The 25,333-nt window shown below is 58.7% G+C and carries 21 protein-coding genes, 6 tRNA genes and 1 rRNA gene (1 of these 28 running past the window's edge); 1 reads left to right on the top strand and 27 read right to left on the bottom strand.

Annotated elements, in window-relative coordinates:
* Window positions 1–252 precede the first annotated feature (252 nt).
* From trxB to hprK, 18 genes are all read right to left on the bottom strand, one after another.
* Window positions 253–1,200, bottom strand: a complete 948-nt coding sequence (gene trxB / locus VE23_RS18050) for a thioredoxin-disulfide reductase (protein WP_021880503.1) — start codon at window positions 1,198–1,200, stop codon at window positions 253–255.
* Between the two features lie 124 nt (window positions 1,201–1,324).
* Window positions 1,325–3,058 carry a tetratricopeptide repeat protein gene (locus tag VE23_RS18045; RefSeq protein ID WP_049868716.1) on the bottom strand — a complete coding sequence of 578 codons (1,734 nt, stop codon included), beginning with the start codon at window positions 3,056–3,058 and terminating at the stop codon, window positions 1,325–1,327.
* Window positions 3,059–3,267: 209 nt separating this feature from the next.
* Entirely contained in the window at window positions 3,268–4,218 is a 951-nt protein-coding gene (locus VE23_RS18040; RefSeq protein WP_048745346.1) for a ribose-phosphate diphosphokinase, read from the bottom strand.
* A gap of 95 nt (window positions 4,219–4,313) precedes the next feature.
* Window positions 4,314–5,120 carry a histidinol-phosphatase HisJ gene (gene hisJ / locus VE23_RS18035; RefSeq protein ID WP_049869790.1) on the bottom strand — a complete coding sequence of 269 codons (807 nt, stop codon included), beginning with the start codon at window positions 5,118–5,120 and terminating at the stop codon, window positions 4,314–4,316.
* A gap of 1,059 nt (window positions 5,121–6,179) precedes the next feature.
* A complete protein-coding gene (hisIE, locus tag VE23_RS18030) occupies window positions 6,180–6,884 on the bottom strand; it encodes a bifunctional phosphoribosyl-AMP cyclohydrolase/phosphoribosyl-ATP diphosphatase HisIE (protein ID WP_048748373.1) in 705 nt (234 codons plus the stop codon).
* Complete coding sequence (gene hisF / locus VE23_RS18025) at window positions 6,881–7,639, bottom strand: imidazole glycerol phosphate synthase subunit HisF (protein ID WP_048748374.1); 759 nt, start codon at window positions 7,637–7,639, stop codon at window positions 6,881–6,883. Before hisF ends, hisIE begins: the two co-directional genes overlap by 4 nt.
* A gap of 36 nt (window positions 7,640–7,675) precedes the next feature.
* A complete protein-coding gene (gene hisA / locus VE23_RS18020) occupies window positions 7,676–8,407 on the bottom strand; it encodes a 1-(5-phosphoribosyl)-5-[(5-phosphoribosylamino)methylideneamino]imidazole-4-carboxamide isomerase (RefSeq protein ID WP_049868715.1) in 732 nt (243 codons plus the stop codon).
* 237 nt (window positions 8,408–8,644) lie between these two features.
* Complete coding sequence (gene hisH / locus VE23_RS18015) at window positions 8,645–9,250, bottom strand: imidazole glycerol phosphate synthase subunit HisH (RefSeq protein WP_021879919.1); 606 nt, start codon at window positions 9,248–9,250, stop codon at window positions 8,645–8,647.
* Window positions 9,251–9,865, bottom strand: a complete 615-nt coding sequence (gene hisB, locus VE23_RS18010; RefSeq protein WP_048748376.1) for an imidazoleglycerol-phosphate dehydratase HisB — start codon at window positions 9,863–9,865, stop codon at window positions 9,251–9,253.
* A 3-nt stretch (window positions 9,866–9,868) separates the two neighbouring features.
* Window positions 9,869–11,200: a histidinol dehydrogenase gene (gene hisD / locus VE23_RS18005; protein ID WP_021879917.1), complete on the bottom strand. Its 1,332-nt coding sequence runs from the start codon at window positions 11,198–11,200 to the stop codon at window positions 9,869–9,871.
* A 73-nt stretch (window positions 11,201–11,273) separates the two neighbouring features.
* On the bottom strand, window positions 11,274–11,948 hold the full coding sequence (locus tag VE23_RS18000; protein WP_048748377.1) for an HAD family hydrolase: 675 nt from the start codon (window positions 11,946–11,948) through the stop codon (window positions 11,274–11,276).
* 66 nt (window positions 11,949–12,014) lie between these two features.
* Complete coding sequence (gene hisG / locus VE23_RS17995) at window positions 12,015–12,668, bottom strand: ATP phosphoribosyltransferase (protein WP_021879915.1); 654 nt, start codon at window positions 12,666–12,668, stop codon at window positions 12,015–12,017.
* Entirely contained in the window at window positions 12,665–13,924 is a 1,260-nt protein-coding gene (locus VE23_RS17990) for an ATP phosphoribosyltransferase regulatory subunit (RefSeq protein WP_021879914.1), read from the bottom strand. The genes hisG and VE23_RS17990 overlap by 4 nt, the downstream gene beginning before the upstream one ends.
* 320 nt (window positions 13,925–14,244) lie before the next feature.
* Window positions 14,245–15,378: a polysaccharide deacetylase family protein gene (locus VE23_RS17985; protein ID WP_049868714.1), complete on the bottom strand. Its 1,134-nt coding sequence runs from the start codon at window positions 15,376–15,378 to the stop codon at window positions 14,245–14,247.
* Between the two features lie 247 nt (window positions 15,379–15,625).
* Window positions 15,626–16,111 carry an acyltransferase gene (locus tag VE23_RS17980; RefSeq protein ID WP_049868713.1) on the bottom strand — a complete coding sequence of 162 codons (486 nt, stop codon included), beginning with the start codon at window positions 16,109–16,111 and terminating at the stop codon, window positions 15,626–15,628.
* Complete coding sequence (gene ppaX, locus VE23_RS17975) at window positions 16,108–16,767, bottom strand: pyrophosphatase PpaX (RefSeq protein ID WP_048748379.1); 660 nt, start codon at window positions 16,765–16,767, stop codon at window positions 16,108–16,110. The genes VE23_RS17980 and ppaX overlap by 4 nt, the downstream gene beginning before the upstream one ends.
* Window positions 16,739–17,764, bottom strand: coding sequence for a prolipoprotein diacylglyceryl transferase (gene lgt, locus VE23_RS17970; protein ID WP_021879911.1), 1,026 nt, complete (start codon window positions 17,762–17,764; stop codon window positions 16,739–16,741). Before lgt ends, ppaX begins: the two co-directional genes overlap by 29 nt.
* A 33-nt stretch (window positions 17,765–17,797) precedes the next feature.
* Window positions 17,798–18,736 (bottom strand): HPr(Ser) kinase/phosphatase, encoded by a 939-nt coding sequence (gene hprK, locus VE23_RS17965; RefSeq protein WP_048748380.1) that lies wholly within the window; start codon window positions 18,734–18,736, stop codon window positions 17,798–17,800.
* Window positions 18,737–18,934: 198 nt separating this feature from the next.
* Here hprK and nagZ point away from each other — a divergent pair, with 198 nt between their 5' ends.
* On the top strand, window positions 18,935–20,275 hold the full coding sequence (gene nagZ, locus VE23_RS17960) for a beta-N-acetylhexosaminidase (RefSeq protein WP_048748381.1): 1,341 nt from the start codon (window positions 18,935–18,937) through the stop codon (window positions 20,273–20,275).
* Between the two features lie 141 nt (window positions 20,276–20,416).
* Here nagZ and VE23_RS17955 read toward each other — a convergent pair whose 3' ends face one another.
* The 9 genes from VE23_RS17955 to VE23_RS17915 form a co-directional block, all read right to left on the bottom strand.
* Window positions 20,417–21,538 (bottom strand): ABC transporter ATP-binding protein, encoded by a 1,122-nt coding sequence (locus VE23_RS17955; protein WP_048748382.1) that lies wholly within the window; start codon window positions 21,536–21,538, stop codon window positions 20,417–20,419.
* A gap of 114 nt (window positions 21,539–21,652) precedes the next feature.
* The gene (locus tag VE23_RS17950) at window positions 21,653–22,759 is read right to left on the bottom strand and encodes a PucR family transcriptional regulator (RefSeq protein ID WP_048748383.1); all 1,107 of its coding nucleotides are present in this window, start codon (window positions 22,757–22,759) and stop codon (window positions 21,653–21,655) included.
* Window positions 22,760–23,115: 356 nt separating this feature from the next.
* Window positions 23,116–23,188: transfer RNA gene (locus VE23_RS17945), tRNA-Lys, on the bottom strand.
* A gap of 12 nt (window positions 23,189–23,200) precedes the next feature.
* Window positions 23,201–23,286, bottom strand: a tRNA-Tyr gene (locus VE23_RS17940).
* 44 nt (window positions 23,287–23,330) lie between these two features.
* Window positions 23,331–23,406, bottom strand: a tRNA-Phe gene (locus VE23_RS17935).
* A gap of 17 nt (window positions 23,407–23,423) precedes the next feature.
* Window positions 23,424–23,500 (bottom strand) — tRNA-Asp (locus VE23_RS17930).
* 10 nt (window positions 23,501–23,510) lie between these two features.
* Window positions 23,511–23,586, bottom strand: a tRNA-Val gene (locus tag VE23_RS17925).
* Window positions 23,587–23,592: 6 nt separating this feature from the next.
* Window positions 23,593–23,669, bottom strand: a tRNA-Met gene (locus VE23_RS17920).
* Between the two features lie 146 nt (window positions 23,670–23,815).
* Window positions 23,816–25,333: ribosomal RNA gene (locus tag VE23_RS17915) — 23S ribosomal RNA — on the bottom strand; it runs 1,411 nt beyond the window's last position.

Genomic DNA, 25,333 nt, shown 5'->3' with positions numbered 1-25,333 from the left:
CTCAATTATAAGTTAACTTCTTTAAGTTACTATAAGGCAAGCCATAGTCCAGGTCAAGGTAACAACGCGGCCCGGCGAATCGCGCCGCCATGGCGTCTTCCGGTTCCAAGCTCGGCGGCGAAAATCCCGGAAAACGGCGAAATCGAGCCTGCAACTCTCCCTATCGGAACCGAATCTCCCCGGAAAGGGTAAAAAAGCCGCCACCCGGTCAACTGGCATTGATCCGGATAGCAGCCTATGGGATAAGCTCGATTACAGCGTCTGGCTCCAGTCATGCACCATGGAGCCTTCCAGGTACTTCTCGCAGTCCAGCGCTGCCATGCAGCCGCTGCCGGCGGCCGTAATGGCCTGGCGGTACTTCAAGTCCTGCACGTCGCCGCAAGCGAATACGCCCGGGACGTTCGTTTCCGTCGTTCCCGGCTTCACCATGATGTAGCCATGATCGTCGGTGTCGATCTGGCCGCCCAGGAACTTCGTGTTCGGCGTGTGGCCGATGGCGACGAAGATGCCGTTGGTCTCGAGGATCTCCTCTTGGCCGCTCTCGTTGTTGCGGACCTTCAGGCCGGTCACGCCGAGCGGGCCTGCAACGACTTCAACCGGCGTGCGGTTGAGGGCGAAGCTGATCTTCTCGTTGTCGCGGGCGCGGTCCTGCATGATTTTGGATGCGCGCATCTCGTCGCGGCGGTGGACCAGGTCGACGTTGGTCGCAAAGCGGGTGAGGAAGTTGGCCTCCTCCATGGCGGAATCTCCGCCTCCGACCACGATGATCTTTTTGCCGCGGAAGAAGAAGCCGTCGCAAGTGGCGCAAGTGCTGACTCCGCGTCCGACGTTCTCCTTCTCTCCGGGAATGCCGAGGTAACGCGCGGATGCGCCGGTCGAGATGATCAGGGATTCGGCGACAAGCTCGCCTTGGCCTTCCACCTGGATCTTGAACGGACGCTCCGACAGGTCGACGCTGTTGACCCAGCCCGTACGGAATTCAGCGCCGAAACGCTCGGCCTGCTTGCGCATGTTGGCCATGAGCTCAGGACCCATGATGCCATCCGGGAATCCGGGGAAGTTCTCGACTTCCGTCGTCGTCGTCAGCTGGCCGCCCGGCTCCGGTCCTTCGATGACGAGAGGGCTGAGGTTGGCGCGGGCCAGATAGATCGCAGCGGTCAAACCGGACGGGCCGGTACCGATGATAATGGACTTGTACATGGATGTTACCTCCTAAATTGCCTGCTTGATTATAATTATTCTTATTCTAATCCATGGCAGGGCAATCCGTCAAAGACGCCGCCGCTTCTTCATGAAACGTTCATGGTGCTGGATGAAGCTTCCATCAAGGAAGGAAGACCGCCCGGATGCTCTTGGCCTTTTCCTTGATGCCGCATACTTCATCGATGCGCTTCGCGTTCTTGCTGACGGTGGCGACCGATGTTCCGTAGCGCTGGGCCACTTCTTGGTAGGAGATGGCGCGGCGGTGCATCTTGGCCGTCAAGTATTCCAGCGCGGCAGACCATCCTTCCGCCTTGCCCAGCTTCGGCACATCGGGATAGACGCGAGTCAGGAAGTCGACCCAGAGCGTCATCAGCTCATATTGCTGGATCAAGCCGTACTGTTTGCCCATTTTCTCATAGGCCGCATCCAGCACCAGCTGCCATTTCTCTTCCCATACCGGCAGCCTGGACGGCCCGGAGCCCGGGGCAAGCTGCCTGGCTTCTCCCCCCATCACCGCGGGAAGGGTATCCTCCACGCCGATGGAACGAAGAGCGAACAGCGCCATCCGCTTGAGATCGTCATCCTCCTCCGGTTCGAGCAGGAGCGCCTGAAGGGCTTCCTTCACCTCATGATCCGCGATCAAGGCGAGCGCCTGAATCACCTGAAGCTTCGTCTTGCGGTCTCCGTTGCGCAGCGCCCAGAAGAAGGAGGACCGCACGAGAGGATTCGTCTTCATGCCGTCCGGCATGCCGCCCGGCAGCTTCTCCCACATCCGGAACTGCTCCTCGAACGGAAGGTGGTAGTGGTAGCTGGCCGCGATCGGCTCCCCGGCAAGCTCCCCCCGCTGAAGCTGCTCCAGATAGTAAGGGGCGACATCGGACTGCGGGTCCCGCTTCAGCGCCTGGCGCCACAGCTGGCGGGCTTCCTCCGGGCGGCCGACATGGACCGCGGCGACGGCGGCATAGTGGTACAAGGACCCGTCGCTCTCCGCCGAACCGTCCTTGATCAGGCGCTTGAAGTGGCGCAGCGCACACTCGTGCTCCCCTAGAATACCCATCGTAGTGGCCAATTTAAACACATGCTCCTGATGAAAAGGAAGCGTACGGCTCAGCAAGCCGGCCAAAGGCGCGAGCTTTTCCGCATCCCCGGCATGCTGATAGAAAATAGCCAGATTGCAGAGAGCGTGGAGATTCCCTTCCTCCAGCTCGAGCACTTCGAGAATCGTTTCCATTGCCCTCTCGAATTGCCCCATATAATAGTAAGCCAGCGCCAGATTGTTGCGCGCGGCCAGAAAGTCGGCATTGCCGGCAACGATCGATTCCAGCAGCTTGGCGGCCTGGGCGAACTTGCCTTCCTCCAGAAGAGCGCGGGCCTGGTCATGCTCGGCGGCTCCGCCGCGGGCTTTGATCGTGACGACCGGGGTCGGACGCTTCAGCTCGTACTGCAGCAGCTCCATCATTTCCTCGGCGTCCTCCAGGTAATGCCCTTCCGCGTCTTCTTCCAGGTAGCGGACAAGCGCATGCTCCGCCTTGTCGTACTGCTCCATATTGGCGTAGTTGTTGGCCAGATAGAAGTAACATTCCGTCATGCCCGAATCGACGGACTCCAGAATCTCGATCAGAATCCGGTTCGATTCCTCGTAGCTGCCCATCTCCGACAGGATGCCGGCCAGATTGCAGTGATTGACGGGATTCTCCGGCTCGTACTCGACGGCCCGGCGGAAATACTTCAGCGCCTTGTCGTAGTGATAGCGGTCCATCGAGCGCACGGCGCGCTCGAAGAAGAACGTTGCGTCCCACTGGATCGGTATAATCTTTGCTGCCTGGTCCGCAGCCGTTCTTTTCTCCTCTTCCACCCGGTCAAGGCACCTCCTTCTTCTATCTCCCAAAACTCGAATGCATCCGATTATACCATAACCATTCCTTCCTTACACGGTAGAAAATGTGGAATGAACCGCTCGTTCCCCATGAGAAAAAAAGCGGAAGGCCGGGATCGGCCTTCCGCGTTGATGATGCCGGCTCTCCCTCGCCGATTGGGAAGGGAGCCCGTCCGCCTCCGAGGCGGCTAGATGCCGGCGTTCTTGAACAGGGTGCTGATGGAGCCGCCCTGCATGATGATCTTGGTCGCATCCGCGAGCATAGGCGCGACGGAGAGAACCTTGAAGCGGTCGGAGCGGATCTCGGGAAGCGTAATCGAATCCGTCACGACGACCTCCTTGATCAGAGGATGGTCCAGCTTCTGGATGGCGTTGCCGGAGAAGAGCGGGTGCGTCGCGCAGACGTACACGTCCTCGGCCCCGCGCTCCTTGAGCCCCTCGACGACGTTGACGATCGTCGTGCCGGTATCGATCAGATCCTCGATGATGATCGGCGTCTGCCCTTCCACGTCCCCGATGACGTGGGTGATGACCGACTCGTTGTGGGCCGGGCGTTTTTTGATCATGATTGCGAATGGCGAGTCCAGGTAGTTGGCCAGCTTCTCGGCGGTAGACGCCCGGCCTGCATCCGGAGATACGACGACGGGATTCTTGATGTTCTTGCTCTTGAGATAATCGCTGATAAGGTCAAGAGCCGTGAGATGGTCTACCGGAATATTGAAGAAGCCTTGGATAGCCGGAGCATGAAGATCGATGGTGATGATGCGCGTCGCTCCGACGGTAGTCAGGATGTCCGCCAGCATCTTGGCCGAAATCGGCTCGCGCGGCGCGGACTTGCGCTCCTGGCGCGCATAGCCGTAGTACGGCATGATGATGTTGACGGTCTTGGCCGATGCGCGCTTGGCGGCATCGATCATGACGAGAAGCTCCACCAGATGCTCGTTGATGGGATACGAGAACGACTGCACCAGGAACACGTGGCAGTTCCGGATCGTCTCCTCGTAGTGGCAGTAAATCTCTCCGCTCTTGAACTTGGACAGCTTGATCGCCCCGAGCGGCAGTCCCAGTTCCCCGCTGATCTTCTTCGCCAGTTCCGGATTCGACGAACCCGAGAAAATTCGCAACTTGTCGCTAAACATGATACCCTCCTGAGCGTTCCAACCAAAAATTTGACATCATCCTGCTAAACCCCTGCATGTTCGACACGTCTATTATACATGGTATGCCGCAGAATTCAAAAATCGATAAGTAACCGTTTTCGGCTCTGGAACGTGGCAAGCTGCCCGTAACCGGCTTCTTTCAGCCTCATGCGCGCTTCCGGCAAGTATTGCTCCAGCCGCTCCGGCTGATGGCAGTCGGAGCCGAGAGTGACCGGAATGCCGAGCTCGCACGCTTTTTTCAGCATCCGGGGTCCAGGGAACATCTCCGCGCAAGGCATCCGCAGTCCCGATGCGTTCAGCTCGATCGCCAGATCGGCCTCCCGGACCGCTTCCAGCGCCGCATCCTCCAGACGGGTCACATCGTCCTGCGGACGGAAGCCGAACCGCTTGATGACGTCGATATGCCCGATATAATCGTACAGGCCGCTTCGCGCGGCTTTGCCTACCGCATCGTAGTAGCGCTCGTAGACGGCCATAGGGTCGCGCATCTCCCAGCCGCCCGTCTGCCGATAGTCGGTAATGTCCCATGTGCCGAGAAAATGGACCGAGCCGATGACGTAATCCCACGGATAGGCATCGATCAGCTCCGCTATTTTTTCCTCGCAGCCTTCGATATAATCGCCTTCCATTCCGACCCGGATATCGATGTCGCCTTTGTATTTCTCCTTGAGCGCGAGCGCTTCTTCGACGTAGCGGGGAAGCTCGTTCATCGCCATCGCCATTCCGGGATAATACTCATGCGGCTTGACGTGCAGCAGCGGCATATGGTCGGACAGGCCGATCTGGTGCAGTCCGGTCGCGATCGCCTGGCGGACGTAGTCCTCCAGGCCGCCGACGGCATGGCCGCAGCGCTCGTGGTGGGTGTGGTAGTCGATGCGGATGCTCATTGGGTTTTCTCCTTCGCTTGGATGGAATTCGCTTGCGCGTGTGGGCCGCTTCGCGGGTGGTACGCTTCGCGGACGGGTATGACAATCGGTACGCTTCGCGGACGGGTATGACAATCGGTACGCTTCGCGGCTGAAATTTCTATGCACGTAAGAACCGCTGCGCGGCTGACCATTCTTCCGATCGCTGTTGAAGCCATATTCTATTCATTAAAAGGTATTTATAGGTAAGAATATGTCTTCAAAGGCGACCACTTCCGTTTCTTCAGAACGGTCAGTCCGCTTCCGCGGCAAGGTGCATGAAAATAAAGCGCAACGATAAGCGCACGCGGGAGCGGCTGCACGGCGCGATGAGCGCACGCGGGCTCGGCTTCGCGGCGCGTTGAGCGCACGCGGGAGCGGCTTCGCGGCGCGATGAGCGCACGCGGGAGCGGCTTCGCGGCGCGGCGAGCGCATGCGGGAGCGGCTTCGCGGCGTGGCGAGCGCACGCCGGAGCGGCTTCGCGGCGCGTTGAGCGCACGCGGGAGCGGCTTCGCGGCGCGTTGAGCGCACGGGGGAGCGGCTTCGCGGCGCGTTGAGCGCACGGGGGAGCGGCTTCGCGGCGCGTTGAGCGCACGCGGACCCTGCGGGTTTCCGCAGTTTAGCGTCAGCGGATTGACCGTTCTGTAGAAGCGTCAGCGTTCGCCTTTGAAGGAGTATTCCAGCCAATTTTAAACCCATTAAAAGGAATACGACTTCAACAGCGATCGGAAGAATGGTCAGCCGCGAAGCGATCTTCTACGGTATGCCGGCGGAGCGACGCTCTCCCAGCATTGGTCAGCCGCGAAGCGATCTTCTACGGTATGCCGGCGGAGCGACGCTCTACCAGCATTGGTCAGCCGCGAAGCGATCTTCTACGGCATGGCCGCGGAGCGACGCTCTACCAGCATTGGTCAGCCGCGGAGCGATCTTCTACGGCATGCCCGCGGAGCGACGCTCTCCCAGCATTAGTCAGCCGCGAAGCCGCCCTTCAGCTACAACAGCAGCCCGCATCGCAAAAAGCGAGCGGGCCGAATGTCAACGGTTCATCTTGTTCGTCGTCGGCTTGCCATGCCGCTCGCGAAGGACTTCCATGACAGAGTCCAGCGGAAGCCCGCGTTCGCGAAGCAGAACCATCAAATGGAAGAGCAGGTCGCCCGCCTCGGAGCCAAGCTCGGCATTGTCGCCGTTTTTGGCCGCGATGACCACCTCGATGCTCTCCTCGCCGAACTTCTTGAGGATCTTGTCCAGCCCCTTCTCGAACAGGTAGGACGTGTAGGCTCCTTCGGGCCGCTCCGCATACCGCTCCGAGATCGTCCGCTCCAGTTCGCCGAGCATGTCGAAGCGGCTCCCCTCAGCAGGCACGGAATCTCCTCCAGCGCCCGCTACCGGAAGCGGATTGTGGAAGCAGCTGTATTTGCCCGTATGGCAGGCCGGCCCCTTCTGATCCACGAGAACCAACAGAGTGTCTCCGTCGCAGTCGTAGCTAAGCGAGCGGATCCGCTGCGTATGGCCGCTCGTCGCGCCCTTATGCCACAGCTCGCTGCGGGAGCGGCTCCAGAACCAGGTTTCGCCGCTTTCCAGCGAAAGGCGCAATGACTCTTCGTTCATGTAGGCGAGCATCAGCACTTCCTTGGATACCGCGTCCTGCACGATAGCCGGAACAAGCCCCGCCGCATCATAGTTGATGGCGCTGAGATCGGCGGCATCCGCCGTCCCGCGCGGAATTTCCTTGCCGCTCATCGGACCTCGACTCCTTCCCTGCGCAGCTCATCCTTGACCGCCGCGACCGTCAGCTCCTTATAATGGAAGATCGTCGCCGCAAGCCCCGCATCGGCGCGTCCTTCGCGGAACACTTCGCCGAAATGCTCCGTCCGCCCGGCGCCGCCGGAGGCGATGACCGGAATGCCTGCCGCATCCGAGACGGCACGGGTCAGCGCGATGTCGAATCCGTCCTTCGTGCCGTCGGCATCCATGCTGGTCAAAAGAAGCTCCCCCGCACCGAGGGACTCGGCCTGCCTGACCCATTCCAGCGCACGAATGCCGGAAGCCTTGCGGCCGCCGTGAGTGTAGACTTCCCATTCTCCCCACTCCGAATTGAACTTGGCGTCGACCGCAACGACGATGCACTGGGAGCCGAAGCGCCGCGCTCCGTCGGAAATCAGCCGCGGATTGAGCACCGCCGCCGTGTTGATGCCGATCTTGTCCGCTCCCGCGCGGAGAATCCGCTTCATGTCGTCGACCTGGGAAATCCCCCCGCCCACTGTGAACGGAATTGTAATTTCCCCAGCCGTACGCCGGACGACCTCGATCATCGTCGCTCTGCCTTCGACGGAGGCGGATATGTCGAGAAAGACGAGCTCGTCGGCGCCTTCGCGGTCATAAAGCGCCGCCAGCTCGACCGGATCGCCCGCGTCGCGGAGATTGACGAAGTTGACGCCCTTGACGACGCGTCCGTCCTTCACGTCCAGGCATGGGATGATGCGTTTGGCTAACATAGGCGCTACCTCTTTTCTGAAAATCGATCTCTGCGGCTAGTTCAGCTCGCGGACGGCATCGGATAGCGCTATCGCCCCGGTATACAGGGCTTTTCCAACGATGGCTCCGCTGATGCCCTCCTCCTTGTAGGCCGCCAGCGCGCGCAGATCCTCGATCCGGCTGACTCCGCCCGAAGCAATGACATCGGCTCCGGAATACGCCGCCAGCGAACTCATCGCCTCGACGTTCGGCCCTTCCATCATTCCATCGCGGGAAATATCCGTGAAGATGAATGCCGCCGCGCCTTTCGCCGCCAGCTCCCGCGCCAGCTCCTCCGCCCGGACCTCGGACGTCTCCAGCCATCCGCGCGTCGCGACCCGTCCGTCGCGGGCATCGATGCCGATCGCTACCCGGTCTCCGTGCCGGGCAAGCACTCTCTCCACAAAAGCGCGGTCTTCAATCGCCGCCGTGCCGAGAATGATCCGCTCGACTCCAAGCCCGAGCAGCCGCTCCACATCGGCTTCCGTGCGAAGGCCTCCGCCGAGCTGCACCGGAACGTCGACCGCGGCCGCGATCTGCCCGATCAGCTCCGCATTCACGGGATGTCCCGCCTTGGCTCCGTCCAGATCGACGAGATGGATCCAGGACGCTCCTTGCGCCTGCCATTCCAGCGCAGCGTTCACGGGACTGTCGTTGTAGACCGTCTCCTGACTGTAGTCGCCTTGGACGAGACGGACGGCACGGCCGCCGCGAATATCGATGGCCGGGTAGATGGTGAACTTGGACATAAAGGTTGATTCCTCCACAAATGAGATGGGCAAGCCGCAGGCTTGCCGAAACGGATGATGACTCCGGCCAGACGGCTTGTTCAAGAGTCAGGCTGACGAAGTTCGAAAATGCTTCTCTATCAAGCGCTGCCCGGTTGCCTCATTTCCGAATTGCGGCTTATCCGCGAGCCAAGCCCAGGAAACTCGAACAGCGGCTCTGTTCAAGGCTGCCCGGTTGCCTCATTTTCGGCTTGCGGCTTATCCGCGAGCCAGGCCGAGGAAATTGCGCAGCAGGCTCATGCCGAGCTCGCCGCTTTTTTCCGGGTGAAACTGCATGCCGTATACATTGCCGCGCTCTACGATGGCCGTAACCGGCTGATAGTAGTCGGCCGTCGCGACCAGGTGGCTTTCTTCTCCGACATGGACATGATAGGAATGGACGAAATAGACATGCCCCTCCTCCAGACCTGCCGTCAGCGGGCTTGGCCGCAGGAAATCCAAGCGGTTCCAGCCCATATGAGGAATCTTGTAGTCTCCCTCGAAACGTACGACCCGGCCCGGCAGCAAGCCAAGCCCTTCATGGCTGCCATGCTCCTCGCCCTCGGCGAACAGCAGCTGCATGCCGAGGCAGATGCCGAGCAGCGGCTTGCCCGAAGCCGCGTAAGCCCGCGTTGCATCGTCCATGCCGGTCTCCCGCAGATAGGCCATCGCATCCCCAAAAGCGCCGACGCCGGGAAGGATGGCGGCATCCGCTTCAAGAATCTCGTTCCTGTCCGCGGTCACGACGGCTTTGAATCCGAGCCGCTCCACCGCTTTGCTGACGCTGTGCAGATTGCCGAGGCCGTAATCGATGATCGCGATCATCTACAGCACGCCCTTCGTCGAAGGCACTCCCTGCACGCGCGGGTCGATGGAGGTCGCCTCGTCCAAGGCGCGTCCAAGCGCTTTGAACACCGCTTCGATCATATGATGCGTGTTTTTGCCGTAATGAACGATGACGTGGAGAGTGAAGCGGCCCTCAAGCGCCAGCTTCCACAGGAATTCATGCACGAGCTCCGTAGAGAAGCTGCCCACCTGCTGGGAAGGATACTCCGCCCGATACTCGAAATGCGGCCTGTTGCTGAGATCGATGACGACCTGGGCAAGAGCTTCGTCCATCGGGACGAACACGCTTGCGTAACGCTTGATTCCCCGCTTGTCGCCAAGCGCCTCCCGCAGCGTCTGTCCGAGGCAGATGCCGATATCCTCCACCGTGTGATGGTCGTCGATATCGACGTCGCCGCGCGCTTCGACCTTCAGATCGAACTGCCCGTGCTTCGTGAACAGATCCAGCATATGGTTCAGGAAAGGAACATCCGTCTCGATCTCCGAACGGCCGCTTCCATCCACGCTGAACGCGAGCTTGATGTCGGTTTCGTTCGTCTTGCGCGCCACCTCGGCTCGGCGTTCTTCTTGCTGCCTGTTGTCTTCTTGTGCCATGATCTAATCCCTCTTTCCGTCCGTAGCTTGGTTCGCCGCTTCTGCGGCAGATGCAGCCTCCCGCTCCAAACGCACTTCGATCGCGCGGGCGTGGCCTTCCAGTCCTTCGTGCCGGGCCAGCGTCATGATGGCTTGGCCGTCCCGCAGCAGCGCTTCGCGGCTGTAGGAGATCAGGCTCGATTTTTTGATGAAGTCGTCCACATTGACCGGAGAGCTGAACCTCGCCGTTCCGTTGGTCGGGATGATATGGTTCGGCCCCGCGTAGTAATCGCCTACGGGCTCCGAGCTGTACGGCCCGAGGAAGATCGCTCCGGCGTTCTCGATCGAGCCGAGCAGCGCCATCGGATCGGCGGTCAGCACCTCCAGATGCTCCGGCGCGAGCCGGTTGACGATGTCCACGCCGGCTGCGATGGAGTCGACCAGCAGAATCGCTCCATGGCGGTCGATGGATTCCCTTGCGATCGCGGCGCGCGGAAGCAGCGCCAGCTGGCGCTCCACTTCAGCAGCAACGGCCTCGGCAAGCCCTCTCGACGGCGTAATGAGAATGCTCGACGCCATCTCGTCATGCTCCGCCTGCGACAGCAGGTCGGCTGCGACATAGGCCGGCTCGGCCGTATCGTCGGCCAGCACGGCGATCTCGCTCGGCCCGGCGATGCTGTCGATATCGACAGCGCCGTACACGGCGCGCTTGGCGAGAGCCACATAGATGTTGCCCGGGCCGCAGATTTTGTCCACCGGCGGGATGCTCTCCGTGCCGTAGGCAAGCGCGGCGATCGCCTGCGCTCCGCCGACGCGGTACATCTCCTTGACGCCGGCTTCCGCTGCCGCAACGAGGATATACGGGTCGACGCCCGCTTTGCCTCCCGTCGCCGGCGGCGTGACCATGACGATCTCAGGCACGCCGGCGACCTGCGCCGGAATGACGTTCATCAGCACGGAGGACGGATAGGCGGCTTTGCCTCCCGGCACATAGACGCCTACCCGCTTCAAGGGGCGCAGCACTTGGCCCAGCACGGTGCCGTCCGGCTGCACGTCCATCCAGGACTGGCGCCGCTGGCGTTCATGGTAGCGGCGGATATTCGCAGCCGCGCCGCGAATGGCGTCCAGGAAATCCGGCTCCACCCGGCTGTAGGCGGCTTGGATCTCCTCTTCCGTCACCCGCAGGTCCGACGCCGAGAGAGACACGCCGTCGTATTTTTCCGTCAGCTCCAGCAGCGCTTCATCGCCGCGCGTCCGGAGAGCTTCCACCGTGCTCCGCACCGACTCATTCTGTTCCGGGGTTCCATATTCCACTTCCCGGGTCAATTTGAACTGCTCCGCCCGCATTATGCGCATACAGCGTTCTCCTCTCTATCCTTGTCGCTGCCCGTCCGAGTCTGGCATCCAGCCTGTTCCCAGGCGCCTCTCCTCAAGGCTGCGGCGAATCCAGACGCTCCAAAAGCGAGTCCAGCGTCAGATCCGCCATGGACTCCAGCTGCAAGTCGGCTCCGCTGAACGTCAAATGACGCGTGACGGAGTTCGGGATCACTACCGTCCGCATGCCGGCAGCGCGGGCAGCCGTGAAGCCGTTGAGCGAGTCTTCGAACGACACGGCCTCATGTCCGTGGACGCCAAGCTCCGACAGCGAGGCGAGGTACAGCTCCGGATCCGGCTTGATCCGCTTCACTTTATCCTTCGTCTGGAAGGAATCGAAGCGGTCCAACAGTCCATGCCTCGTAAGCAAAGGCTCGATCCAGCCCCAGGAAGAGCTGGACGCCAGGCCGACGGCGAGCCCAAGCTCGCGGGCGCGCGCCAGATTCTCCCGGACTCCCGGCAGAATCGAAGACTCCTGGACGATGGCCGAATAGATCTCCTTGTACCGGGTTTCAATGAGTTCTCTCTCCAGCGGCTTGCCCAGGATTTCTTCCAGATAAGCATAGGGGTCGAATGCCGCAAAGGAGGTGCCCACGCAGCGGGCGAACATTTCCAGCGGAAGCTCTGCCCCATGCTCGCGGTATACCCGATCAAACGCCTCGTAAGAGGGCGTCTCCGTATCCAGAATCAGTCCGTCAAAATCGAAGACCACTGCCTTGATTGCCGTCATCGCCATTCCTCCGTCTGAATCGGTTTGGTGAATAGCTGCTTGGACCGATGATTCTCAACCGGCCCTCTAAGCCTTCGCGCCCAATGCCGCCTGAAGGCGGTCGCAAAGGCTCTGGATTGCATCGTTCTTCATGCGGTAGCTGACGCGGTTGGCGATCAGCCTGCTCGTGATGCTGAAAATTTCTTCCATTTCCACAAGCCCGTTGTCGCGCAGCGTCTGTCCGGTTTCCACCATGTCGACGATCCGGTCGGCCAGGCCGATCAGAGGAGCCAGCTCGATGGATCCGTTCAGCTTGATCACCTCGACCTGCTGGCCGCGCTCCCGGAAATACTGGGAGGCTACCGCAGGATATTTCGTCGCGACGCGCGGATTGATGACCGGCTTCCAGTCCGGCAGCCCGATGACCGACATGCGGCAGCGGGCGATGCCCAGATCAAGCAGCTCGTAGACGTCCTTGTTTTCCTCCATCAGCACGTCCTTGCCGACGACACCGATATCAGCGACGCCATATTCCACATACGTCGGCACGTCGACCGGCTTGGCCATGATGAATTCCATGCGCGCTTCCGGCACTTCGACGATCAGCTTCCTCGATTCGTCGACCTCTTCGTTGATAAGGAGGCCCGCTTCCCGGAACAGCCGGGAGGCTTGCTTGTAGATGCGTCCTTTCGGCATCGCGACTTTGAGAATATCGCCTTCTGTCCTGCCGTCCGTCCTCATCGCTCGTCCCCCTCCTCTTGGTTCCCGTCAAAGAAGGGCAGGAACGTCCCATACACCAAGCCGCCGAATTTCACGGACTCGCCGTCGGCAAGCCTCCGTGCGGTGCGCTCCGGCTCTTCGCTGCCCCGGGCTTCGCCATGGCGGATTCCCGGAGCCTCCATGCGGGCCGTCACGACTGCCGCTCCTTGCCCTCTTAGCCGGATCGCTTCGGCAAGAGCGCGTTCGCGCCCCGTGCCGTCGTAGCCGATCAGAATCCGGCGCGGAGCTTCCTGCTCCTCGCCGACCAGCTCCAGCACCCGCGTCGTCTTGACCGCGAAGCCGGTAGCCGGCGCCGGGCGCCCGAACTGCTGGAGAAGGTTGTCGTACCGCCCGCCTCCGACGACGGGAAATCCGAGATCCGCCGCATAACCCTCGAAGGTCATGCCCGTATAATACGAAAAATCTCCGATCATCGTCAGGTCGATCAGCACATGCTCGCTCACGCCGTACGCCTCGAGCACATCCCATATCTCGCAAAGATGGCGAATCGACTCTTGGGCTGTGGCATTCGGCGTCAGGCTCATCGCCTGCGTGCAGATTTCCTGGCCGCCGCGAAGGCGGAGCAGCCCCTTCAGCTCCTGCTGGACCTGCTCGGTCAGCCCCAGTCTTCCAAGCTGGTCCCGGTACCCGACATGGTCCCGGTTGAGCAGATAATCCTTGAGCTTGCCCTGGCATTCCGCCCGTCCGGGCAGCAGCTCTTCCAGCAATCCGTTCAGAAAGCCCACATGGCCGACCGCGATGCGGAACTTCTCGACGCCAGCGGCCTGCAGGGAGGCGATCGCAAGGGCGATGACCTCGGCATCCGCTTCGGCCGAAGCGTCTCCGACCAGCTCGACGCCGGTCTGGAAAAACTCCGCATCCCGTCCCGCTTCGTTCTCGAACGCTCGGAATATGCTGGAATGATAGGAAAGGCGCAGCGGAAACGGCTGTTCCCGCAGCAGAGAGGATACGACACGCGCGATCGGCGCGGTCATATCGGAACGAAGCACGAGCGTCGTGCCGCGGTTGTTCAGCAGCTTGAACAGCCGCTGATCGGATGTCGAGCTGGCGACGCCGACAGTGTCGTAATATTCCAGCGTAGGAGTCATGATCTGATCGTAGCCCCAGCGTTCCATGCAGCTCAGCACGCTGCTTTCGATCTGTCTGAGCTTGGATACGGCATGGGGGAGATAGTCCTTGACGCCTACCGGTTTTTCAAATACTTTTGGTTTGGACATCGGTTTGGTCTCCTAATATAAACAGACGCTCGAAGCAATCGGCTCCAAGCATTCGCTTTTTGTAAGTTGGCTTCATACTTTAGTGAGTTAATGTGCTACCAAGTTACCATACTGCCAAAGTAAAGGTATTTGTAATCCTATCATGATTCGGTCTCTCCCGTCAACCGGCACGAGCCGCCTGAACCGCCATGCTTGCGGGTTCGGGCGGCTCGTGCCATACCGTATGAGCGTGCAAGAGCACGGTGCTTAGGAGGACCGCAGAGATCGCCATGGGCGGACCGCAAGGTTCGCCGGGCATAACACCCGCTCGGCGATTGTTCCTAAGATGGTTTCCCCGGAAGCAGAGACAGCTTCTTGCGGCGCAGAATGATGACCTCCCAGGCCGACCGCAGCCATAGGGCGCCGACAAACATGACGAGCAGAGGAAGCGTCAGCAGCAGGTAGGCCCGATCCGGAGGCTGATAGCGGTTGTGGCCGATTAGACGGGGAGCCTGCTTCATAAGCTCGATCTGCAGCTCGGGATCGTTCTCCGCTCCGCCGGCATTCAGCCGGAATCCGTTCCCTCTTCCTGGACCGTTCATGCCCGGCTTCACCGTCAGCGTCACGTTGATGCCGAGCTCCTTGCATGTGCGGAGCAGCGGCCGAGAGAAGGCTCCGTATGGAAAGGCGAGCACATCGTTGCGCACGCCGAGTTCCTTCTGCAGCGTCCGATTGGCATGGTCCAGATCCTCGCGAATGCGGCTTTCGTATTCTTTCTCCGTCTCCCGTCTGCCAAGATCGCTCCGGTATACCCTTCCGGCCAGAAGAGGCACCAGCCTGTTTCCCTTCGCATTCTCCGGCGCATAAGCATGGGAATCGTATGTATGGCTGTAAAAATCCATGCCATGCTTGCGCATGGCTTTCATCTGTTCCCAGGTCAGCTTCGGCACGCCGGCATGCTTGGGGTTTCCGATTGTGCCGGCGATGACGAAGTTGGTCGCAGTCAGCCCGTTTTTGAGCAAGACGGGATACGCATACCGGTAAAAGGATTCGTAGCCGTCATCGAATGTAAGCAGTACCGCGTTATCGGGCACCGGCTTGCGCTTCAGGATAAAAGCCTTGTATTCATCCATGCTGATGACATGGAAGTTGTTGTCGCGCATCAGCTCGAGCTGCCGCTCCAGCTTGTCCAAGGCCAGCGCCTTCGTGTCCGAAGGGGTCGGCTGGACATCATGGTACATCAGGACAATGACTTTGTTGCGGTAATAAATGCCCTTGGGCGTCCGTTCTCCGGGCTTCAAATCCTTATATTCCCCTCCGGCTGCCTCCTCGCTCATCGCAGGGGCTTCCGACAGCAGGCGCTTGACGGCCGGAAAGTGCTCCCGGTAGCGAACGGCAGCCGCGCCGGCAGCCGTCAGGCACAGAACGAAGGCCAGGACAGCAGACAGCAGCCAAAACCGCTTGACGGTACTCAATTGCGTTCTCTCCTTGCAGGTTGGACTGGCATCCTCAGGCAGAGGCCAATCCTGTAAACGAGTCCTGTCCGCAAAAAGTTGCCTTGGCTTCCTGTCCTCAATCCTGAATATGTCCTGCCTATGCCTGATCTATTCCTGTCCTTGCCTGGTCTATGCCTGGCTATGTCCTGCCGAACCCCAGTCTATGCCTGGTTTTTGTCCTGCCTATGCCTGACTAGTCCCATCTAAGCCCTGTCTATATCCGGATTCAATCCTGTTGCCGAATGATCCGGAACGGATTCCCCCCTACGAATGCGCCGGCAGGCACGTCCCGGTGGACCAGGGAACCGGCGGCCACGACGGCGCCGTCGCCGATCGTCACACCCGGGAGGATCGTCGTATTCGCTCCGATCATGACGTTGGAGCCGATCACGACATCCCCCAGCCGATATTCATGGATCAAATATTCATGGGTGAGGATGGTCGTATTGTAGCCGATGATGCAGTTGTCCCCGACTGTGATCCGCTCAGGGAAGAAGACGTCCACCATGACCATGAGCGCGAACGACGTCGTCTTGCCGACCCGCATGCCGAGAATCCGGCGGTAGATCCAGTTTTTGACCGGCAGGGAGGGGCAATAGCGGGAGATCTGGATAGCGGCGAAGTTGCGCACCGCCTTGAACCGGCTTACGGTTCGGTATACCTGCCACAGCGCATTCGGCCCATCGGTCGGATAACGCTCGACGTTCCTCACCGGGCCTCCTGCTCCAATCCGAGCAGAGCATACAGATCCCTCATGTCCTGCAGGACATGGGCAGCTCCGTATTCGCGCAGCAGCGCCTCTCCCTTCAGAGACCAGGCGACGCCGACCGGCACAGCCCCTGCCTCGAGAGCGGACTGGATGTCTACGGCGCTGTCGCCGACCATCATCGTCTCCTCCGGCTTCGCTCCCAGCATCTCCATGGCGCGCAGAACCGGCTCCGGATGCGGCTTCGGGTTGTCCACGTCATCCAGCGTTACGATGGCATCCATATAATCCAGCAGTCCCGTCAGGCGAAGTCCTTTTTCCGTGGACATGCGGATCTTCGTCGTGACGACGCCAAGCTTGAAGCCTGCGGCCTTGAGCCGCTCCAGCACCTCGGCCGTATGGGGAAACGGCACGACGAGATCGTCATGCAGCTTCATATTCATTTCCCGGTACAAGGAAATCAGATGCGAGGTTTCTTCCTGGCCGGAGAAATGCTTCATCTGGTCGACCAGAGTAAGGCCCATATAAGGAATCATCTGCTCCCGCCCGAAGTCTGCGGGGACAACTCCCTGCAGCGCGTGGAGGAAGGAGCGCATGATCAATTCATTCGTGTCCAGAATGGTGCCGTCCAAGTCAAACAGTAGGTTTCGTATGGGTTTCATCGTGATGATTCTCCTTTACTGCTTCGGAAACGGGCTGTGCCTCCTGCGGCTCTACGCCGGCGGGTAGTCCGGTCTTGCGGTTGATGACCGGGTCGGAATACCGCTCCGCGGCAAGTCCTGTCGACCGGCGGACGATAATCATGACGATGCAGAACAGGATGGCGAGGACGGCGATCAGCTGAGAACTGCGGACGTTGCCATAGGCCGGATCCAGATAGCCCGGTTCGAACAGGATTTTCATCGGGGACCACAGGCCGTTCATCAGCGATTCGAGCCAGGCGGGACCTGCAAAGGCAAGGCTGTCCGTACGCAGCCCCTCAATGAAGAACCGGCCGATCGAATACCAGATCAGGTAGGTGAAGAACATTTCTCCGGCGCGCACCCAAGGACGTCGGCGAAGGACAAAGATAAGCAGGATGCCGATGATGTTCCACACCGATTCGTACAAGAAAGTCGGATGATGGAACTGGCCGGTGCTTTCTACATACATCTGGTCCACGATCCAGTCCGGCAGATGCAGCTCGCCGCTCAGGAACCGGCGCGTGACGGGACCGCCGTAGGCTTCCTGGTTGACGAAGTTGCCCCAACGGCCGATGATCTGGCCGATCAGCAGAGACGGGGCGCATATATCGACGATGCGCCAGAAATTGAGGCCTTTACGGCGCACATAGAAGATCGCGCAAATAATGGCGCCGATCAAGGCGCCGTAGATCGCGATGCCGCCGTTCCAGATCGCCAGGATCTCACCCGGATGCTGCCGGTAATAATCCCATTTGAACAGGACGAAATAAGCTCGTGCCGCTATAATCGCGGAAGGAACCCCGAGCAGCAGCAGGTCCATGAAGAAATCGGACGAGATGCCGAAGCGCCTGCCCTCCCGGATCGCCAGCACCAGTCCCATCAGAGCTCCCAGTCCGAGAATGATTCCATACCAATGGACCGTTATCGGTCCAAGCTCGAAGGCTATGGGATTGATACGAAGAGAATATTCCGTCATCGTTGCCGACCTCTTTCCATAGGAAGATTGCCTTTATTCATAGTCGTCCATGTCATCTGCGATCGTTTCCGTAAGCTTGTTCGTGAACTGCAGCGCGGCGTTGTATCCCATCCGCTTCAAGCGGTAGTTCATCGCGGCGACCTCGATGATGACGGCAAGGTTGCGTCCAGGGCGGACGGGAACCGTCACCAGCGGAACATCCGTCTCGATGATGCGGGTCGTCTCCTCGTCCAGGCCGAGACGGTCGTACTGCTTCTCCGGCTGCCAGTTCTCGAGCTTGATGACCACGCTGATGCGCTTGTTGTTGCGGATGGCGCCCGCGCCGAACAGCGTCATCACATTGATGATGCCGAGACCCCGAATCTCCAACAGATGCCGGATCAGCTCCGGAGCCGTTCCGTGCAGCTGTCCGTCCGACGTTTGCCTGATCTCGACGGCATCGTCCGCGACAAGCCGGTGGCCGCGCTTCACGAGCTCGAGCGCCGTCTCGCTTTTGCCGATGCCGCTGCCGCCTGTAATGAGGATGCCCATGCCGTACACATCCACGAGGACGCCATGGATCGTCGTTGTCGGCGCAAGCCGGCGCTCCAGGAAGTTGGTCAGGCGGCTGGAGAAGATCGTCGTTGAAATCTGGCTTCGCAGCACCGGAATATGCTTCTCCGCCGCTTGCTCGATCAGCTCGAGCGGCGGCTCCAATCCGCGGGTGAGCATGATGCATGGCGTCTCATCGTTGCACAGCTTCTCCAATCTTTCCTTGCGCTCACGGCTGTCCAGCGTCTGGATGAACGCAAGTTCCGTCTTGCCGAGCAATTGAACCCGCTCTTTGGGGTAATAATGGAAATAGCCGGCCATCTCCAGCGCGGGCCGGTACAGATCGTCGGTCGTTATAATACGCTGCATGCCGTCTTCTCCTGCCAGAATCTCCAGTTGAAACGGCTGCACCAATTCGGATACCTTGACTTTTTTAGCCATGAGGGCCCTCCTGTATGTTTCCCTGTTCCAGGGCATATGTACGTTGCTTGCGGGCAATTCGTAGAGCCTTCTGCCTATTAGTTCCATCCTAAAGGAAAACGGGCATCAGCGCAACGTAGCGAGCATCCACAACATTTACGCGATCCATTGCGTCCATTACAATGGATTTAGCAGACTACCATCAAGCGAGGTGGAAAAATGCGCTCCAAACGAATTCGCCGCGGCAGCCGGAGCCGTTTCGCCCGGCCCGCTCTTATTGCCGTTGCCCTTGCGGCTGCAGCTGTCGGATCGGCATGGTCCGAGTACGGACCCTCCCATCCAGGCTTCGCATCAACGGCCGGAATGCAGCCTGCCGCGGCTGCGCCGGCCCAGATTCGGGCTGTGGACGAGTCCACCGTTTCCTGGCCGCCCGTAGCAGGCCTAAGTAATGCCCAAAGCCAGGAAATCGCCAGACGAATCGGATCCATGAGTACGGAAGAGAAGGTGGGACAACTGGTCATCGCAGGCGTGGAGGGCATCAAGCCGGACAAAGAAGCCGAAACTTTGGTCCGGGACTACCGCGTCGGGGGCTTCATCCTTTTCCGAGACAATATGAAGACTTTGCAAGGAACCGTCGATTTTCTCAATGGACTCAAGGCTCTGAACAAGGCGGAAGGAAATCTTCCGCTTATGCTCGGGGTCGATGAAGAGGGCGGCAAAGTGACCCGGATGCCCGCATCGGTCGAGAAAATACCGAGCAACGGCATCATCGGCAAGTCAGCCAATGCCGAATACGCACGCGATGTCAGTCAGTTGCTGGCGAGGAGGGTCAAAGCATTCGGCTTTTCCGTGGACTTTGCTCCCGTGCTCGACGTCAACAGCAATCCCGACAATCCGGTCATCGGCGACCGCTCTTACGGCAGCAGCGCTCAGCTTGTAACCAAGCTGGGAACTGCCGCCATGCTGGGATTCAAGAAGGAGGGCATCCTCGGCGTCCTCAAGCATTTTCCGGGGCATGGAGATACTTCGGTCGACTCCCACAAGCAGCTTCCCGTCACCGGCAACGGTCTAAGCAGGCTGCAGGAGGTGGAGCTTCCGCCGTTCCAGGCGGCCATCGACCAGGGAGCGGACGCCGTGATGGTCGCTCATATTCTGCTGCCCAAGCTGGACGCCGAGTACCCGGCTTCGATGTCCAGGCCTGTCATTACCGGGCTGCTGCGGGACAAGATGAAATTCAACGGGCTTGTGTTCAGCGACGATCTGACCATGGGGGCCATCCTGGAAAACTATGATGTCGGAGATGCGGCTGTCCGAACCATATCGGCCGGCGGAGATATCGTCATTGTCTCGCATGGCAATGACAACATCATCCATGTGCTGCAGAAGCTTCGGCAGGCTGCCGCCGACGGATCGATACCCGCCACACGGCTCAACGAAAGCGTCTACCGCATTATGGCCCGCAAGCTCCAATACCAGATGACAGACGGCAAGGTAAGCTCTATTTCGGTCGATCAGCTCAATAAGGATGCCCTCAAGGTTCTTGATGCCTATCGGAAGTAAGCCTGTTTCTTTCTAATAGTGAAATTAGTTCTGCGACAACGGGATAAAGGTCACTCGTCAAGAGTATGCTGGCCTGGCCCTATATGCAAAAAGGCTGCCGATCATGTTCCCATGATCGGCAGCCTTTTTTTATCTTTAGGATTAGTTCTCGAACAGGTTCAGCTCCGTCGCTTTGTCGAAGACATGAACTTTGTTCATATCCAGAGCGAGCTTGACGCTTATGCCGTCACGCATGCCGGAACGTCCGTCAACGCGGGCGATAACCGTATCGTTGCCGATTCCGTTCAGGTACAGGTACATTTCGTGGCCAAGGTTCTCCGCCACTTCGATGTTGGCATTGACGATGCTGTTAGGCGATGCTTCCAGGAAGACCGGCTCTTCGTGCAGGTCCTCAGGACGAACACCCAGAACGACTTCTTTGCCTACGAAGCCTTTGTCGCGCAGGACGTTGGCTTTGCCTTCAGGAAGAACAACATCCACACCCGAAGCCTTGAAGCGCAGCGCGCCGCCTGCTTCGCTCAGCGTACCGGTGATGAAGTTCATCGCTGGCGCGCCGATAAATCCGGCTACGAAGATGTTCACCGGGTGGTTGTAAAGCTCATCCGGGGTTGCGTTTTGCTGAATAATGCCGTCTTTCATGACTACGATGCGATCGCCCATCGTCATGGCTTCGATCTGGTCATGCGTTACGTAGATCGTCGTCGTTTCCAGACGTTTCGTCAGCTTGCTGATCTCGGCGCGCATTTGGCCGCGGAGCTTGGCGTCAAGGTTGGAAAGCGGTTCATCCATCAGGAACACTTGCGGTTCGCGGACGATAGCGCGGCCCAGGGCGACACGCTGGCGTTGGCCGCCGGAGAGAGCTTTCGGCTTGCGCTCCAGAAGATGTTCGATATCAAGAATTTTTGCCGCTTCGCGAACGCGCTTATCGATGTCCGCTTTTTTGAACTTGCGCAGCTTCAGGCCGAAAGCCATGTTCTGGTACACGTTCATGTGCGGGTACAGGGCGTAGGATTGGAATACCATCGCGATGTCGCGGTCTTTAGGGGCGACATCGTTCACAAGGCGATCGCCGATGAACAGCTTGCCTTCGGAGATTTCCTCCAGACCAGCGATCATGCGGAGCGTCGTGGATTTGCCGCAGCCGGAAGGACCGACCAGAACGAGGAATTCCTTATCCTTGATGTCCAGGTTGATGTCTTTTACCGATGCGTTGTCGGATCCAGGGTATTTCTTGTAAACATGTTCTAAACGTACGCCTGCCATGTTTGTTTCCCCCTATGTGAGTGAGTAGGTGATACCTCTACGGTTGAATGATCTTATGAATCTATATTAACCGAAAATGTAAGCGTATGACTATGCACAAACCCTACAAAAAAACTAAGGTCTTTTCGTGACTTTATCCAATAGCAGAATAATCTTCACCATGACGGCGTCCCGGAAGAGCCTGACGTCTAGTCCCGTTTCCTGCTTCAGCTTGTCCAAACGGTAAAGAAGGGTATTCCGGTGGATATACAGCTTCTTCGCCGTCTCGCTTACATTGCAGTCCAAGGCGAAAAATGTCTCCAGCGTCGTGAGGATCTCCGGCTCCATGTAATAATCCGACCGGCTGAGCGTCTGCTCGATGAACTTGCTGCGCTCCCGTTCCGGAATGGCGCTGAGCAGCCTCTCGAGATTCAGCTGCCAAGGCAAATGAAGGTTGGAACCGACATGGAACCGCCGGCCAAGCTCGATCGTTTCCTTCAGCAGCGCCGCGCTATCGACAAGCGACTTCAGAGGCTGCATCGGCAGCGACAGCGCAAGATGGCATTCGCCCAGCCATTCGCTCGCCAGCATCTCATGAAGCCCGAGACCGATGGATTTCAAGCTTTCCTCCTCCGATTCGTCCTCTTCGGTTCCTTCCAGCTGGGAATCCCTGAGCAGGGATACCGGACTCAGAATTAGCCATTCGTTGCGCTGAAGCGGAATCAAGAGTACTTCCTCCGGAAAGAAGGACAGGAGCAGCTTCTCGAGCTCGCTGTAGGAATCGTCTGCCGCTCCGGGATATTCCCGCACGAGCAGAATCGGTATCATTTCGGCGTACAGCCGCCCTCCCTCGGCAAGCGAAGCCGGCAGCGGATCATGTCTTGAGCTGTCCAGCTGGCCATTGATCCATCGACCCAATTCGGCTGCCGTCTTCTCCATGCCCGTAGCCGGCTTGACGTTCCAGGCACGTTCCGGCCTGGCGTATTTCAACGTCAAGCGAAGAAGCCGAATCTCGGTTTCCGATAGAGGCTCCGTACGGTGGATTTCCAGGCACTCGACCTTGATTCCATCTCCGGCCAGCCTTACCACTAATCGATCCTTGTCTACAATCCAATTGCCATTCTGCTCCGCCTTGATGCCTCCGCCTGCCATGTCCCGCCACTGCGCCGCGGAGAACTGGCGAATATCGAGATCTGTTCCTAGAATGCCGCGCAGCTCTTCCAGCCACTCTCCTGATGCCATCGTATGTCCCGCCTCCTGCGCACCAGCCCTTGCAAGCCGTATGCAGCCATATAAGCAAGTTTACCATGAAGGCATTCCTGCCCGCCAACCTCTGCGACGGTCAGAGCCTGTTTGCGATGGGAATAACCTGATTCTCAATGAATTAACCTGTATTTTCAATGAACGTCAATCAGCTTTGTGAATATCATCAAGCGAGCTTGCGAATATCATTATGCCAGCTTTGCCAAGACCATCAAGCGAGCTTTGCAAAAAACCATCAGCCAGTCAGAAATGCGATTTAAATGTTTTCTTCCGTTGAAAAACAAAAAAGCACAGACAGAGTCTGTGCTTGGAAGGTTCAGTTATTGGGGAAGAAGTGAGCCATGAAGGACTCGAACCTTCGACACCCTGATTAAAAGTCAGGTGCTCTACCAACTGAGCTAATGGCTCTTAAAAATGAAGTGGTGGAGGGCGATGGATTCGAACCACCGAACTCGTCAGAGAACAGATTTACAGTCTGCTGCGTTTGGCCACTTCGCTAGCCCTCCACAAATGCTCTAAGATGCGCCTTATAGCTCACTTAGAAAACCAATGGTGGCTTGGGACGGAATCGAACCGCCGACACAAGGATTTTCAGTCCTTTGCTCTACCAACTGAGCTACCAAGCCTTACTTGCATGAAAAAATGGCGGAGCTGACGGGATTCGAACCCGCGGTCTCCTGCGTGACAGGCAGGCATGTTAGGCCTCTACACCACAGCTCCAGGATAAATATGGTGGAAGCTGAGGGGATCGAACCCCCGACCCTCTGCTTGTAAGGCAGATGCTCTCCCAGCTGAGCTAAGCTTCCATATAGTGGTAGCGGCGAAGGGAATCGAACCCCCGACCTCACGGGTATGAACCGTACGCTCTAGCCAGCTGAGCTACACCGCCACATTTTTCAGGTAAGGCATCGCCAAATGCCCAAACAATTTGTCTCGCTCCATTGTACTTGACACTGGAAACGTGAGGCAATTGTGCCCTGAAAACTGGATCGAACCAATAGGATGGATGCTGAGTCCATTTGCTTTTCTTACCCATAGGATAAGCCCTCGACCGATTAGTATTCGTCAGCTGCACGCATTGCTGCGCTTCCACCCCGAACCTATCAACCTGGTCGTCTACCAGGGGTCTTACATACTGGGAAATCTCATCTTGAGGGGGGCTTCGCGCTTAGATGCTTTCAGCGCTTATCCCGTCCGTACGTAGCTACCCAGCGGTGCTCCTGGCGGAACAACTGGTACACCAGCGGTACGTCCATCCCGGTCCTCTCGTACTAAGGACAGCTCCTCTCAAATTTCCTGCGCCCACGACAGATAGGGACCGAACTGTCTCACGACGTTCTGAACCCAGCTCGCGTACCGCTTTAATGGGCGAACAGCCCAACCCTTGGGACCTACTTCAGCCCCAGGATGCGATGAGCCGACATCGAGGTGCCAAACCTCCCCGTCGATGTGGACTCTTGGGGGAGATAAGCCTGTTATCCCCAGGGTAGCTTTTATCCGTTGAGCGATGGCCCTTCCATTCGGTACCACCGGATCACTAAGCCCGACTTTCGTCCCTGCTCGACTTGTAGGTCTCGCAGTCAAGCTCCCTTATGCCTTTGCACGCTGCGAATGATTTCCAACCATTCTGAGGGAACCTTTGGGCGCCTCCGTTACATTTTAGGAGGCGACCGCCCCAGTCAAACTGCCCGCCTGACACGGTCCCTGTACCGGATCACGGTACCAGGTTAGAACTCCGATACGATCAGGGTGGTATCCCAACGGTGCCTCCACCGAAGCTGGCGCTCCGGCTTCCCAGGCTCCCACCTATCCTGTACAGATCGTACCAAAGTCCAATATCAAGCTGCAGTAAAGCTCCATGGGGTCTTTCCGTCTTGTCGCGGGTAACCTGCATCTTCACAGGTATTAAAATTTCACCGGATCTCTCGTTGAGACAGCGCCCAAGTCGTTACGCCATTCGTGCGGGTCAGAATTTACCTGACAAGGAATTTCGCTACCTTAGGACCGTTATAGTTACGGCCGCCGTTTACTGGGGCTTCGGTTCACAGCTTCGGGTTGCCCCTAACCGCTCCCCTTAACCTTCCAGCACCGGGCAGGCGTCAGCCCGTATACTTCGCCTTACGGCTTCGCACAGACCTGTGTTTTTGCTAAACAGTCGCTTGGGCCTTTTCACTGCGGCCCCCTCGGGCTATTCACCCTACCGAGGCACCCCTTCTCCCGAAGTTACGGGGTCATGTTGCCGAGTTCCTTAACGAGAGTTACTCCGCGCGCCTTAGCATGCTCTGCTCGCCTACCTGTGTCGGTTTGCGGTACGGGCACCTTCGCCTGGCTAGAAGCTTTTCTTGGCAGCTGGAGATCATGACCTTCGGTACTATAAGTTTCCCTCCCCATCACAGCCCAGCCTTACGGTTTGCGGATTTGCCAACAAACCAGCCTCACTGCTTGGACGGACACATCCATCGGTCCGCGTCACTACCCTTCTGCGTCACTCCATTGCTCATAACGGCTTACGGTGGTACAGGAATATCAACCTGTTGTCCTTCGACTACGCCT

Source organism: Paenibacillus sp. D9 (genome assembly GCF_001188365.1).
In the GTDB taxonomy this organism is placed as follows: Bacteria; Bacillota; Bacilli; order Paenibacillales; family Paenibacillaceae; genus Paenibacillus_O; species Paenibacillus_O humicus.
Note: the sequence above shows the minus strand (reverse complement) of the source record. Positions and strands in the feature narration are given on the sequence as shown.